The sequence below is a fragment of the Acinetobacter pengchengensis genome (genome assembly GCF_982235305.1).
On record NZ_CEVATJ010000001.1, the window covers coordinates 2565302 to 2577628 of the forward strand.

A 12327-nucleotide genomic window follows, 5' to 3' on the forward strand; every position below is an offset into this window, starting at 1 on the left:
ACCAACAGCAAATCGCAGGAAGGATCAAAGCAAAAACTTCTCACAGCGCATATCAAAATTGTATAAAAATATATCAAATAAATTTTTACATTTATCAAGTGATATATAAATAAACTATTAAATTCAACTATTTATATATTATTTAATATTTTTATACCACCATTTAGGCAAAAAATTAGACCTTAGCCTAACACCTATGCAAAATACCTTTTTTGATCGGTACAATCGGTATCAGTTTAGTATTTTACGAGAGTTCACCATGTCTTTAGATCGCATTCGTTTAGCCTCCCTCCACGACAAAGTAATCAGCGCAGAACAAGCTGCTGAATTCGTTCAAGATGGTATGACCGTAGGTATGAGTGGCTTTACTCGTGCGGGTGAAGCAAAAGCAGTTCCACTTGCATTGGTTGCACGTGCAAAAACCAATCCTTTAAAAATTGATTTAATTACAGGTGCAAGTCTAGGTAACGATTTAGACAAGCAATTGACTGAAGCTGGTGTTTTGGCACGCCGTATGCCGTTCCAAGTAGACAACACTTTGCGTAAAGCAATTAATCAAGGTCAAGTGATGTTTATTGACCAGCACTTGTCTGAAACTGTTGAGCAAATGCGTAACAATACGCTTAAACGCCCAGACATCGCGATTGTTGAAGCAGTAGCTATTACTGAAGACAGCTTAATTATTCCAACAACTTCTGTAGGTAACTCTGCAAGCTTTATTGAATTTGCAGATAAAGTCATTATTGAAATCAACACTACGGTAAGCACAGAATTTGAAGGTCTACACGACATTTATATTCCTGAAGCACGCCCAACACGTGGTCCAGTACCGTTAACTCACGTTGACCAACGTATCGGTACCAAAGGTATTCAGTTAGACCCAGCGAAAGTTGTAGGTATTGTATTTAACGATACTTTGCTTGACTCTCCATCTAACGTGACTGATCCAGATGATGAAACTCAAGCTATTGCAGATCACTTGATCGCATTCTTTGAAAATGAAGTTGCACAAGGTCGTTTACCGAAAAACCTAGCGCCATTACAAGCAGGTATCGGTTCAATTGCAAACGCAGTATTAACAGGCTTCAAACACTCTAACTTTGAAGACTTGGTCATGTACTCAGAAGTACTTCAAGACTGTACCTTTGAATTGATTGATGCAGGCAAAATGAAGTTCGCTTCTGGCTGTTCAATGACTTTGTCTGAAAAATGTGGTGATCGCGTATTTGGCAATCTTTCACACTACAAAGACAAATTCATTTTACGCCCACAAGAAATTTCTAACTTCCCAGAGTTAGTTCGTCGTTTAGGCATCATTGGTATTAACACTGCACTTGAGTTTGATATTTACGGTAACGTGAACTCAACACACGTATGCGGTACCAAAATGATGAACGGTATTGGTGGTTCAGGTGACTTCGCACGTAACGCACACTTGGCGATTTTCGTGACTAAATCGATTGCCAAAGGCGGTGACATTTCATCTATCGTTCCAATGGCTGCGCACGTAGACCATAATGAACATGACGTTGACATTTTGGTTACTGAGCAAGGTTTAGCAGACTTACGTGGTCTTGCACCACGTGAACGCGCTCGTGCGATTATCGACAACTGTGTACACCCAATGTACCGCAATGCCTTGAACGATTACTTCGAGCGTGCATGTGCAAAAGGTGGTCACACTCCTCACCTACTTCGTGAAGCATTGTCTTGGCATGCAAACTTCGAAGAACATGGTCACATGTTGACTCCTGCACAACAAGAATCTGCGCAACCAGCCTAATTCAAGTGCAATAAAAAACGCCCTGATTTTTCAGGGCGTTTTTTTATGTCTTAAGTTTTTATGTTTTAGATTGCCACAAGGTCATTTGCGACAACGCCTTCCACTTTACTCAAATGCCAAAGCTTTAAATTCATCTATAAAATGCTGCCCTAACTGGCGTAAACCATCCACACTGAGTGTGGTTTCAATCACACCTAAAGACACGACATCACGTTGAATTTGCAGCACAGTTTGACCTTGCGGATTGATATAAAAACGAGAACCTAAAGCTGCAAAGTTACTTGCCAAGTCTTGGTTTTGTTCAAATCGAACTTGATTCACCAGATCTTGCGCAGTAAAACGGTATTGATCTTGTACTAAATTCAGGGTGTTGGATTGCCCGTATTCAGCACTTAATGCATGATCATCCAAGGCCTGTAAAGGCTGATCAAGATTGGCAAAAGCAGTCACAGGAAGGCACAGCACAAGGCCGAATAAAACAGGGAGAGAGAATTTAAACATAGAACACCTCACACATTCCGTCATTACACGTGTGGAAAAATATCCTTTTTTCACCCAAGCCTTATTTTAATCTCAATACAATCTAAAAACAGTGATTTTTTATACCAAACAACCTAAACGCAGCAAAATGGGAAACTCAATTTCCAAGTCCTGAGCAGGTTGCTGCTGCAACAATTGCTGTAATTCAAGCAAAGGCGTCTCTGTATGCTGCTTTAAATAATGCTGCAGTCCCGACCAAGTGTTTAAATAATTCAGCAATTGTGTTGCCGACCAACGATATTTTAGGGAAAGTTCAGGTGTCACGATTTCTTTAAATGGGAAAGGAATCGTGCGATATAAGTCATCAATATAACGGCGCTCAGCATCCCAATAACCTTTTAAGGTCTGAAAATACAAGCGTTGAATTGCGGCATTCACCTCAGTGTCTACAACTTGAATCAGCCCATAGCCCACCGCAGCGAATACTCCACGCGGTTTTAGCACCCGATGTACTTCAGCGTAAAAGGTTTCAAAATCGAACCAGTGAATCGCTTGCGCAACGGTAATTAAATCCACACTTGCATCTGCCAATCCACTGTCTTGCGCCAAACAAGCGCGATAACGCACATTCGCCCATTGTGGTGCTTGATCCAACTGTGCCTGACTTAAATCTGTGGCTAAAATCTGCTGAAAATGTGGTGCTAATAACTGAGTAAACTGCCCTGAACCTGCACCGCAGTCCCATGCCAAACCGTGCTCTGGCACATACTGTAAAATCGTATCGACAATTGCGGTTGAATATTGTGGACGTGCCTGACGATATAAATCGCTGCCCTGCGAAAACAAATCTTTCATGCTGCATTCCCGGACCATGAGTCCTTCATTCTAATCCAGCTTTTTTTCACAGGTATCGTAGACTTTAGATGAAGATGCAAAGCGGCTTTGAGTACAAGGCTTTGTTTTAGACATAAAAAAAAATTGGGGCATAAAAAAAACCCCAAACACTGTTTGGGGTTTTTTTGAATATGGTGGCGAGACCCAGGATCGAACTGGGGACACACGGATTTTCAATCCGTTGCTCTACCGACTGAGCTATCACGCCAATGCCGTGTATTAAGCCGTATCTCGGCTGAATAGTCAATAAAAATCATCACTTTTTTATTTGATCGCATAAACTTTATGCAAAAAAAATCCCTGATGGGATCAGGGATTGAAAACGTTTAACCGTTTTTAATATGGTGGCGAGACCCAGGATCGAACTGGGGACACACGGATTTTCAATCCGTTGCTCTACCGACTGAGCTATCACGCCAATGACGCGTATTAAACAGTTTCAGCTGTAAATCGTCAATAGTCTTTTTCGCTTTTCAGTGCAAATGTTTACTTTTACAGCAACATCTGCGTGAATTGGATGTAAAAACATCTTGTATTATAGGCTTAGTGCTTATCACGACTCACAACTTACCCAAATGCGCTAAACAACGATGAATCGCACCACAGCCTGGCTGAAAATGCTGCACACCTTTTGCTTCTTCCATACGGCACACTTCACTTACCAAGCGATCTGCCACGCCTCGACCTCGGTTTGCAGGATGCACCACAATATATTCAAGCGTGCGATGATCATCTTGGCCTGTACACCAAATCGCACCAATCACTTTAGTATTAAATTCTGCCGTGTAAAGTAGGGTATACTGAGCCAAGTTCTGCTCAAGTTGGCTTACCGCATCTTGCCCATCGCCAAATTCAGGGCTGGTATCATACAGTCGCTCAAGCTGGCTGCGCACTTCGGTATTTTCTAGTGAAGTATAAGCATGTACGGTAATAGGCATTGATTAACCCTCCTGAGCAATCTAATATGCTGAGACTTCGTCACAGCGAAAACATTTTACATCAATCATTTTTGACGTTTTTTTGAGGAACGTGTCTATGACCCAACGTATCAGTGAAGTGGTGAGGAATACCAACGAAACTAAAATTCGAGTTCGTGTGAATCTGGACGGTACGGGTCAAGGCACACTCAACACTGGAGTTCCATTTTTAGACCATATGATTGATCAAATCAAGCGACACGGTTTGTTTGATATTGATATTCATTGTGATGGCGACTTGGAAATTGATGATCACCACACTGTGGAAGACTGCGGTATTACGCTTGGACAAGCTTTTGCTCAAGCTTTGGGTGATAAAAAAGGTTTACGACGCTACGGTCACTTTTACGCACCGCTTGATGAATCTTTAAGCCGTGTGATTGTAGATTTATCGGGCCGTCCGGGTTTATTTATGGATATTCCATTTACCCGCGCGCGTATTGGTACTTTTGATGTGGATTTATTCTCAGAATTCTTCCAAGGCTTTGTCAACCATGCGTTAATGACGCTGCACATCGACAACCTCAAAGGTAAAAACAGCCACCACCAAATTGAAAGCGTATTTAAAGCATTTGCACGTGCTTTACGCATGGCATGTGAGGTCGATCCGCGTGCTGAAAATACAGTGGCATCAACCAAAGGAACACTCTAATGACCCGAATTGCCCTTCTTGACTATGGCATGGGAAATTTACACTCTGCAGCGAAAGCTTTAGAGCATGTGGGTGCAACGGTAGATGTGACCAATGACCCAAAACTGATTGCACAAGCCGATAAAATTGTGTTTCCAGGTGTGGGTGCCATGCGTGACTGTATGCAAGGCATGCATGAAGCTGGCATTGATGAGGTGGTGCGCAATGCGGTCTTTAATAAACCTGTACTTGCAATTTGTGTAGGCATGCAGGCATTGATGCAACATTCTGAAGAAAATGGTGGTGCAGATGCACTGGGTGTTTTTGCAGGCACAGTCAAACGCTTTCCTGAAGTACCAGGTTTGAAAGTACCACACATGGGCTGGAATCAGGTACATCAACGTGACCCGAGCCACCCTATGTGGAACAACATTGAACAAGATGCACGTTTTTACTTCGTGCATAGTTTTTATGTGGAACCACAAGATGAAAAAATCGTGGCTGCGACCTGTGATTATGGTTTAACTTTCTGTACGGCCCTGCATCAAGAAAACTTGTTTGCAACACAGTTCCATCCAGAAAAAAGTCACACTGTTGGTTTGCAGTTACTAAAAAACTTTGTGGAATGGAACATCTAATATTCAAGATGTTCCTCCCTTTAAAGCCGAGTTAATCTCGGCATTATTTATGCGTGAATGTTTTTCACTGTTATTGCACATCGATTTGTGTTTAAAATTAAAGCGTTTTATACCTTTTATTCAAAATAAATTGAGGGTCTGTCCATAATTTGTCTATCTTTGTACTGTGAGAGAGATCTCACAAGATTTTTGAGCAAATATACGTGATGCGACAGAAAATTCAAAAAATCTAGGAATTACAACAATGAGTCAATATGTAGAAGATTCTGCACTGAGTGCTGCGGGGCGGTTTGGTCGATTATCATTTTTAGCGTGGAACTGCTTGCTCAGTTTGGGGCTTGCAGTACTGATTGCAATTATTGCCGTTGTTGCACCCAATTTATTGCTAGAGCTCGGCTCTGGCTCTATGGGCATCGGCATGATCTTGCTTGTGATCATTTATATCGTCGCATTCTATTTTAGCTTTATTTTCACCATCCGCCGCTTGCATGACCGTAATCATACTGGCTGGTTGTCTTTGCTGATTTTGGTGCCTTTGGTGAATATTATTTTGGGTCTATATTTGGTATTTGCACCTGGCGATGATCGTCAAAATAGCTATGGTGCAGTACGTGAAACTGCAGGTTGGGAAAAAGTACTGGCTTGGATTTTTATTGTGCTGATGATTTTGGCGATTATTGGCAGCTTCTCGGCAGGCATATTCAGCAACCTCTAAGCAAAAATATTCCGCTTGATTGATCTTTCAAAATAGCCCATCTGTTGGGCTATTTTTTCAGGATATTCACGTCAATCTCTGCCTTGCACAGTATTTTCAATCGTTTAAACTTTGCCAAATTCTGCAAAACGCTTTAGGCTAAAACCGCTTCTTTGCCGCTTTGAATGTTATGGATCTAACTCGTCTGCGTACCCTGCCTAGCCCTGATGAAATTCGGCAATTGCCACTATTTGAAAATATTGCCCGTCAAAATATTGTTCTGATTCAAACTCTAGAACAATGTCGAGCGATTGAAGCTGAACTGAAAACCGCAGCTGTCTTGGGTTTCGATTCTGAATCCAAACCGACGTTTAATGTAGGTGAAGTTTCTACAGGCCCGCATTTAATTCAGCTTGCAACCTTAGAAAAAGCGTATTTATTTCAGCTCAATGATGAAATTTGGCAATTTTTACAGCCAATTTTTGCCAATCGGGATCAAATTAAAGTGGGGTTTGGACTGAAAAATGATGCGCATTTATTTCGAAAAAAAGGCATACCACTGAATAGCGTGATTGAATTATCTAAGTGTTTTGGCAGTTTTGGTTTTAAAAGTCCACTTGGGCTTAAAAATGCCATGGCCTTATTATTTCACGTTCATTTCCCTAAAAGCCGAAGAATCAGTACCTCAAACTGGGCACGCAAACAGCTCAGTGAAGCACAAATTGCCTATGCTGCTGCCGATGCCTACGCGCCTGTATTGATATTTGAAGAATTGGGACGTTTAGGCCTATTGCCCGAGCATATTCCCAACAGTTCACTCAAATTGCGGATTCGTCCCTCTAAAACAAAACCTACAACAGATGCTTAGAGATTTAACAATACTTTGTTAAGATGCATAAATTGAATTCAATAAGTTTTTGGCAAGGAGCGAAAGCATGCTGATCATCCCTGCAATTGACCTGAAAGATGGCAAATGTGTTCGTTTAAAACAAGGTCGTATGGAAGATGATACTGTATTTTCTGACGATCCAGTGGCGACAGCACAACATTGGGTAAATGAAGGCGCACGTCGCTTGCATTTAGTCGATTTAAACGGCGCTTTCGCAGGTACGCCAATTCATAAACCTGTGGTTGAAGCGATTGCAAAATCACAACCAGATCTCCCAATTCAAATTGGGGGCGGTATTCGCTCACTCGAAACCATCGAACACTATTTAGATGCAGGCGTATCATTCGTGATTATTGGTACCAAAGCCGTACAAGAGCCTGCTTTTGTAGATGAAGCCTGCAAGAAATTTGCAGGACACATCATTGTCGGCATTGATGCCATGAATGGTATGGTGGCTACCGATGGCTGGGCCAACGTTACAGACGTTAAAGCAACAGATTTAGCCAAGCGTTTTGCCGATGCAGGTGTATCTAGCATTGTTTATACCGATATTGCCCGTGATGGTATGATGCAAGGTGTGAACGTTGAACAAACCGTGAACTTGGCGCAATATTCAGGCTTACCAGTAATTGCTTCTGGCGGTGTAACTAATTTAGATGACGTACGTCACCTAAAAGGTCAGCCAGGCATTTTAGGCGCAATTACAGGTCGTGCAATTTATGAGGGTACCTTAAGCCTGCGTGAAGCACAGTTACTTTTAGATGAGCAATCTTTGTAATTCTGCCGCATTTTTTAAAGAGGTCTGCGGACCTCTTTTTTATTTTAAGTTTATTTTACTCATTTCGAGTTTTTTTCACCTCCTACTGATTATATGTCTCAGCTTTCATCAATACTTCGTAGCAAAGCCCCACAACTGTCACTCATTTTGATTACCTTGATTTGGGGAGCAACCTTCATTACCGTGCAATACGGTTTGAATTTCAGCAGTCCTGTACTGTTTGTAGGCTTACGCTTTGCTGCAGCCACTTTGGCTGTGGGATTGATTTCATGGCGAAGCCTACGTGGTTTTAGGCTCGATGAACTCTATGCAGGCTTTGCCATAGGCGCAGTGATTGCGCTAGGTTATGTCACTCAAACGATTGGCTTACAAAGTATTAGCAGTAGCGAATCCGCCTTTTTAACGGCGCTGTATGTTCCGCTTGTACCGCTATTGCTGTGGTTATGCTTTGGTCAACGTCCGCATATCATGACTTGGTTGGGTACTATTTTGGCATTTATCGGCTTGGTCTTTTTAACAGGCAATGGCTTAGACGCAATTCAGTTAAATTTTGGACAAGCCATAACTTTAATGGGTTCAATTGCGATTGCCTTTGAAATTGTTTTAATTGGCTATTTTGCCAATCGGGTCAATTTAAAGCGCGTTACTCTCATTCAACTGGGTTGTGCATCATTATTGTGTTTTGCGATTGCACCACTGGTCGGAGAAACTCAATTGCCCGAATTCCAGTGGTCGCTCCTTGCTGTTTTACTTGGCTTAGGTATTGCCAGTGCTGTAATTCAATTGGTGATGAACTGGGCGCAACGACAAGTCGACCCTGCGCAAGCTGCTATTATTTATGCAGGTGAACCTGTTTGGGCCGCATTGATTGGACGATTGGCAGGCGAACGCTTAGCAGTTGTGGCATTGTTCGGAGGACTACTGGTGGTTTTAGGCGTACTGGTCAGCGAATGGCGACCAAAATTTTTAAATCGAAACACATCATCCCAAAAAGTTGAATGAACAGCATTTCAGTGAGATTGCTCAAAACATCTTACAAAGAAGCACGAAGGTGGATTAATGATACATTGGCAAATTGTCATTCACGCGAATTAAACCACGAATAGCACGGTAAACAATCCATAGCCACGAAATAGCAACCACTGCGATACAGAAAAGTGTCGCAGCCAAAGTCATACTGGCAAAGCTTTGCGCATCTGGACTAAAGAACACCAAAAAGAAAGGTACAAATGCAACAATATTCCAAAACAGATACCACCAGAAGCTGCGAATTTGCCAAGTAAAATGACTGGCAAAAATTGAACCTTGCACATCACCACGTTTTAAATAGTTGATGATCAAGGCAATAACGGCCAATATCCCCGCAGAAAAAATCGCCACGATATACAGCACATATAAAATCATGGTCAATGAACGATGTGGGTCTTGATCTACTGGATATGAATGCTCTGCGTCTGACATAATGCACCTGACAAGCCTGTTACTAGAACAATAGTATTAATTAGATACTGAGCTGATTTAGCGGAGAAATCAGCCATAAAATCAGCAAGATATTTAAGCCTATCGTACAAAAATAAATCTTACCAAAGGGTTGTTTTTGTGTTTTGTGGCGTAATTTTTGTTGTGCCAACCATGCTGCAGGCCAACCCCCTAAAAAAGCCACAATATGCAAGTTATTTTCAGAGATACGACGCCCGCCCTGCTGGGCAGCTTCTTTATCTTGTGCATACAGCCAATAACTCAGCACATTCATAAAACTAATGAATAATAACAATATGCCACTGAGCAATCCCAACAGCGTCAGCAAAGCCAAAACAACAATATAAGCCACACACAATATTTGCATCGGCTGCATTTTTTGCGTGCTGTTGGATGTTTTCGCACTCACAGCAGATGCCTTTGCTGCTTTGGTCTGCGAAGCTTTTAAATACACCGCTTGCTGCGCTCGGTAACGTCCGCGTTCATCCACAGTTAAGGTATATTCCAAAGCACAGCCCACAATTGGACGTGGCCCTTGTCGGGCGAAGTCCTTAATGTGTAAAAACACGCGATCTTTTTGACGGTCATTCGGCTGAATAAACCCATAACCCTGCTCATCAAACCATTCAACTAAACGCCCTTGATCACGCATGTTCTATATTCCTCAAGCTGTCACAAACTTTAAGCGTTCAATCAGCATATTCCGCATTTCATCTGGATTTTTCTGCAAAATATCTGCGCCTGTCCGTCCTTCTGCTAAATTTTTAGCAGCTACTTGCAAACGCATTAACCAAAAACGTCCTGCCGCCATTGCTAAATACAGTTCCAAACAGGCTTTTTCGTCTTGGGTTAAAGGACGCACCGTTTCGTAGGCATTTAAAAATGCAATCGCCTTGCTTTCATTTAAGCTCAGCTCGGGAAAATCGGTACAAAAATCATTGAGGGTAATCGCAATATCAAATAGTAATTCATCTTGATTTAATTCATAAAAATCTAAAATGCCTTGTAAATGATCATCTGCGAACAAGGTATTGTCACGAAATAAATCCGAATGAATAAAACCTTTAGGACGCTGCGGATAGACTGCGGTTAAAGCCTCATACAAGCCCAAAAGTTTGGATAATAAGGCTTGATCTGCCACATGCATGCTTGGTTTTAATTGGCGGGCAACTCCTGCCCAATAAGCATGATCACGTACATGATCGCGCTGCAAAGAGAAATTTTGTAACGCCACATGCATTTTTGCTTGTGCAATCGCAATCGCTTCCACTTGCGCCACTGTTGTCAGTGTCGGATGCTGCCCAATTAAACGTGGTGCAATTTGTGCAGGTTTATCTTTTAAACGATGAATGGCTTGTCCTGAGTGTGACAAGGGCACTGCCACAGGCAAATCGACTTGCCCCAAATACTGTAACACAGGAATTAATTCGCCTGCCGCTTGCTGATCTAATTCTTCAAAAATGGTCAGCACGTACTGGTTTTGATTGTCGCAGCGCAAAAAATAATTGGTATTTTGAATCCCACCTTGAATGGGAATCAGCTCGACCACTTCCAACCCATAAGGCGCTGCAAAAACCTGAACTTCCTTTAAAGTCAAAGGAGTATAAACCGACATAGAAAACCTGCGAAAAACCTGAGCTAAGTTTGATAGAATACCCGCTCCATCTGCCAAGGTGTAGCGCTTGTGTGGGTGAGTTTCATAATCGGCTGTAATAATTGGAAAAATTTATGCTAGCGAAACGTATTATTCCTTGCCTAGACGTAGATAATGGTCGCGTGGTCAAGGGCGTGCAATTCCTTGATATTCGTGATGCGGGCGACCCTGTCGAAGTGGCGCGTCGTTATAATGAACAAGGTGCCGATGAAATCACCTTTTTAGACATTACTGCTACCCATCATGGCCGTGATACGACCTATCGTACCGTTGAGCGTATGGCAGAAACCGTGTTCGTGCCCCTCACCGTGGGTGGTGGCGTGCGTAAGGTTGAAGACATCCGCCTATTGCTGAACGCAGGTGCAGACAAGGTCAGTATTAACTCGGCAGCAGTCTTTAACCCTGAATTTGTGCAAGAAGCCTCACAGCGTTTTGGCGCGCAATGTATTGTGGTTGCGATTGATGCGAAAAAAACGGGGGATAACAAATGGGAAATTTTCACTCACGGTGGCCGTAAACCAACAGGTATTGATGCGATTGAATGGGCAGTAAAAATGGCCGACTATGGCGCAGGTGAGCTATTGGTCACTTCAATGGATGCAGATGGTACCAAAGCAGGCTATGACTTGGCGCTCATGCGTGCCATCAATGACCGTGTCACTGTACCGACGATTGCATCTGGCGGTGTGGGCAATTTACAGCACTTGGCAGATGGTATTTTAAAAGGCGGCGCCGATGCGGTACTGGCTGCCTCAATTTTCCACTTTGGTCAGCATACTATTCCAGAAGCCAAACAATATTTGGCAGCGCAAGGCATTGAAATGCGTTTATAATTTTCAAAACAAAACAGTTTTAGACTTTAATTTTTGAGCTTCAAAAGTGTAATCTTCGGGTTACACTTTTTTATTTAGCTCAAAAATACAGGCAGAAAAAAAAGAGCAAAAAGGTCACTACTGTCCCATGGTTTGGTTTAAATAAAACCCCGAGTCCAGATCATTAAAATATGAGTGCAAACAAACACTTTCACGAGCAGGATTCAGGTTTTGTCACATCGGAATACCGTATTTCATCAGCGAAAGGATTTTAACAACTTCCAAAGTACACCATCTTGGACAGAAATTTAGAGCAGCTTCAAAGTGGGATCAGTTTATTGCCATATTGATGTCTCAACTTTCCTGCAGGCAAAGTCTGAGAGATATTCGATCCAATCTGGCGTGCTAACAGGCAAACTGAGTCATTTCGGAACAAAGTCTATTCCCCGAAGCACACTGGCACTAATTAACGAGCAGCAGCCTGCTACCTTGTATCAACAGCTCTTTTACAAGTTGATGAAATGCTATGAACACTCAAAAGGGCTTTTTTGCATAAATGTTTTGCAAGATACTGATTTTTAAAGGTTTATGAAAATTTGAGTGGAAAATAAAGATAAT

At 42.2% G+C, this 12327-nt stretch carries 14 protein-coding genes, 2 tRNA genes and 1 pseudogene; 9 read left to right on the forward strand and 8 right to left on the reverse strand.

What is annotated here, in order from left to right:
* Positions 1-259: 259 nt before the first annotated feature.
* The gene (locus AC0T5Z_RS12420) at positions 260-1783 is read left to right on the forward strand and encodes an acetyl-CoA hydrolase/transferase family protein (protein WP_435336942.1); all 1524 of its coding nucleotides are present in this window, start codon (positions 260-262) and stop codon (positions 1781-1783) included.
* A 105-nt stretch (positions 1784-1888) separates the two neighbouring features.
* Here the strand turns inward: AC0T5Z_RS12420 and AC0T5Z_RS12425 are convergent, their stop codons facing one another.
* The 5 genes from AC0T5Z_RS12425 to AC0T5Z_RS12445 all read right to left on the reverse strand — a co-directional run bounded on the left by AC0T5Z_RS12425 (position 1889) and on the right by AC0T5Z_RS12445 (position 4095).
* A complete protein-coding gene (locus AC0T5Z_RS12425; RefSeq protein ID WP_236769266.1) occupies positions 1889-2284 on the reverse strand; it encodes a hypothetical protein in 396 nt (131 codons plus the stop codon).
* A 99-nt stretch (positions 2285-2383) separates the two neighbouring features.
* Entirely contained in the window at positions 2384-3118 is a 735-nt protein-coding gene (locus AC0T5Z_RS12430; protein ID WP_236769267.1) for a class I SAM-dependent methyltransferase, read from the reverse strand.
* A 171-nt stretch (positions 3119-3289) separates the two neighbouring features.
* Positions 3290-3365: transfer RNA gene (locus AC0T5Z_RS12435), tRNA-Phe, on the reverse strand.
* Positions 3366-3499: 134 nt separating this feature from the next.
* Positions 3500-3575 (reverse strand) — tRNA-Phe (locus tag AC0T5Z_RS12440).
* 142 nt (positions 3576-3717) lie between these two features.
* On the reverse strand, positions 3718-4095 hold the full coding sequence (locus AC0T5Z_RS12445; RefSeq protein WP_096902643.1) for a GNAT family N-acetyltransferase: 378 nt from the start codon (positions 4093-4095) through the stop codon (positions 3718-3720).
* 97 nt (positions 4096-4192) lie between these two features.
* On the opposite strand from AC0T5Z_RS12445, the gene hisB reads away from it, so the two are divergent.
* The 6 genes from hisB to AC0T5Z_RS12475 all read left to right on the forward strand — a co-directional run bounded on the left by hisB (position 4193) and on the right by AC0T5Z_RS12475 (position 8766).
* Complete coding sequence (hisB, locus tag AC0T5Z_RS12450; RefSeq protein ID WP_096902642.1) at positions 4193-4786, forward strand: imidazoleglycerol-phosphate dehydratase HisB; 594 nt, start codon at positions 4193-4195, stop codon at positions 4784-4786.
* On the forward strand, positions 4786-5403 hold the full coding sequence (hisH, locus tag AC0T5Z_RS12455) for an imidazole glycerol phosphate synthase subunit HisH (RefSeq protein ID WP_435336941.1): 618 nt from the start codon (positions 4786-4788) through the stop codon (positions 5401-5403). The genes hisB and hisH overlap by 1 nt, the downstream gene beginning before the upstream one ends.
* Positions 5404-5647: 244 nt before the next feature.
* Entirely contained in the window at positions 5648-6118 is a 471-nt protein-coding gene (locus AC0T5Z_RS12460; protein WP_291340495.1) for a DUF805 domain-containing protein, read from the forward strand.
* A gap of 169 nt (positions 6119-6287) precedes the next feature.
* Complete coding sequence (locus AC0T5Z_RS12465; RefSeq protein WP_291340497.1) at positions 6288-6965, forward strand: 3'-5' exonuclease; 678 nt, start codon at positions 6288-6290, stop codon at positions 6963-6965.
* A gap of 67 nt (positions 6966-7032) precedes the next feature.
* The gene (hisA, locus tag AC0T5Z_RS12470; protein ID WP_291340499.1) at positions 7033-7764 is read left to right on the forward strand and encodes a 1-(5-phosphoribosyl)-5-[(5-phosphoribosylamino)methylideneamino]imidazole-4-carboxamide isomerase; all 732 of its coding nucleotides are present in this window, start codon (positions 7033-7035) and stop codon (positions 7762-7764) included.
* A gap of 93 nt (positions 7765-7857) precedes the next feature.
* On the forward strand, positions 7858-8766 hold the full coding sequence (locus tag AC0T5Z_RS12475) for a DMT family transporter (RefSeq protein ID WP_435336940.1): 909 nt from the start codon (positions 7858-7860) through the stop codon (positions 8764-8766).
* A gap of 54 nt (positions 8767-8820) precedes the next feature.
* Here the strand turns inward: AC0T5Z_RS12475 and AC0T5Z_RS12480 are convergent, their stop codons facing one another.
* The 3 genes from AC0T5Z_RS12480 to AC0T5Z_RS12490 are packed head-to-tail and all read right to left on the reverse strand — an operon-like array spanning position 8821 to position 10858.
* Positions 8821-9225, reverse strand: a complete 405-nt coding sequence (locus AC0T5Z_RS12480; RefSeq protein WP_291340503.1) for a DUF4870 family protein — start codon at positions 9223-9225, stop codon at positions 8821-8823.
* 40 nt (positions 9226-9265) lie between these two features.
* Entirely contained in the window at positions 9266-9895 is a 630-nt protein-coding gene (locus AC0T5Z_RS12485; RefSeq protein ID WP_435336939.1) for a DUF1294 domain-containing protein, read from the reverse strand.
* A gap of 12 nt (positions 9896-9907) precedes the next feature.
* Positions 9908-10858 carry a homoserine kinase gene (locus tag AC0T5Z_RS12490; protein ID WP_291340507.1) on the reverse strand — a complete coding sequence of 317 codons (951 nt, stop codon included), beginning with the start codon at positions 10856-10858 and terminating at the stop codon, positions 9908-9910.
* A gap of 113 nt (positions 10859-10971) precedes the next feature.
* On the opposite strand from AC0T5Z_RS12490, the gene hisF reads away from it, so the two are divergent.
* Entirely contained in the window at positions 10972-11730 is a 759-nt protein-coding gene (gene hisF, locus AC0T5Z_RS12495) for an imidazole glycerol phosphate synthase subunit HisF (protein ID WP_004974384.1), read from the forward strand.
* A gap of 210 nt (positions 11731-11940) precedes the next feature.
* A pseudogene (locus tag AC0T5Z_RS12500) lies at positions 11941-12249 on the forward strand (DUF4372 domain-containing protein); the annotation flags it as partial.
* Positions 12250-12327 lie beyond the last annotated feature (78 nt).

Coding starts and splice junctions, on each gene's coding strand:
- AC0T5Z_RS12425 (WP_236769266.1), bottom strand. CDS start 2,284: ATGTTTAAATTCTCTCTCCCTGTTTTATTCGGCCTTGTGCTGTGCCTT.
- AC0T5Z_RS12490 (WP_291340507.1), bottom strand. CDS start 10,858: ATGTCGGTTTATACTCCTTTGACTTTAAAGGAAGTTCAGGTTTTTGCA.
- AC0T5Z_RS12480 (WP_291340503.1), bottom strand. CDS start 9,225: ATGTCAGACGCAGAGCATTCATATCCAGTAGATCAAGACCCACATCGT.
- AC0T5Z_RS12465 (WP_291340497.1), top strand. CDS start 6,288: ATGGATCTAACTCGTCTGCGTACCCTGCCTAGCCCTGATGAAATTCGG.
- AC0T5Z_RS12485 (WP_435336939.1), bottom strand. CDS start 9,895: ATGCGTGATCAAGGGCGTTTAGTTGAATGGTTTGATGAGCAGGGTTAT.
- AC0T5Z_RS12460 (WP_291340495.1), top strand. CDS start 5,648: ATGAGTCAATATGTAGAAGATTCTGCACTGAGTGCTGCGGGGCGGTTT.
- AC0T5Z_RS12430 (WP_236769267.1), bottom strand. CDS start 3,118: ATGAAAGATTTGTTTTCGCAGGGCAGCGATTTATATCGTCAGGCACGT.
- hisH (WP_435336941.1), top strand. CDS start 4,786: ATGACCCGAATTGCCCTTCTTGACTATGGCATGGGAAATTTACACTCT.
- hisB (WP_096902642.1), top strand. CDS start 4,193: ATGACCCAACGTATCAGTGAAGTGGTGAGGAATACCAACGAAACTAAA.
- AC0T5Z_RS12445 (WP_096902643.1), bottom strand. CDS start 4,095: ATGCCTATTACCGTACATGCTTATACTTCACTAGAAAATACCGAAGTG.
- AC0T5Z_RS12420 (WP_435336942.1), top strand. CDS start 260: ATGTCTTTAGATCGCATTCGTTTAGCCTCCCTCCACGACAAAGTAATC.
- hisF (WP_004974384.1), top strand. CDS start 10,972: ATGCTAGCGAAACGTATTATTCCTTGCCTAGACGTAGATAATGGTCGC.
- AC0T5Z_RS12475 (WP_435336940.1), top strand. CDS start 7,858: ATGTCTCAGCTTTCATCAATACTTCGTAGCAAAGCCCCACAACTGTCA.
- hisA (WP_291340499.1), top strand. CDS start 7,033: ATGCTGATCATCCCTGCAATTGACCTGAAAGATGGCAAATGTGTTCGT.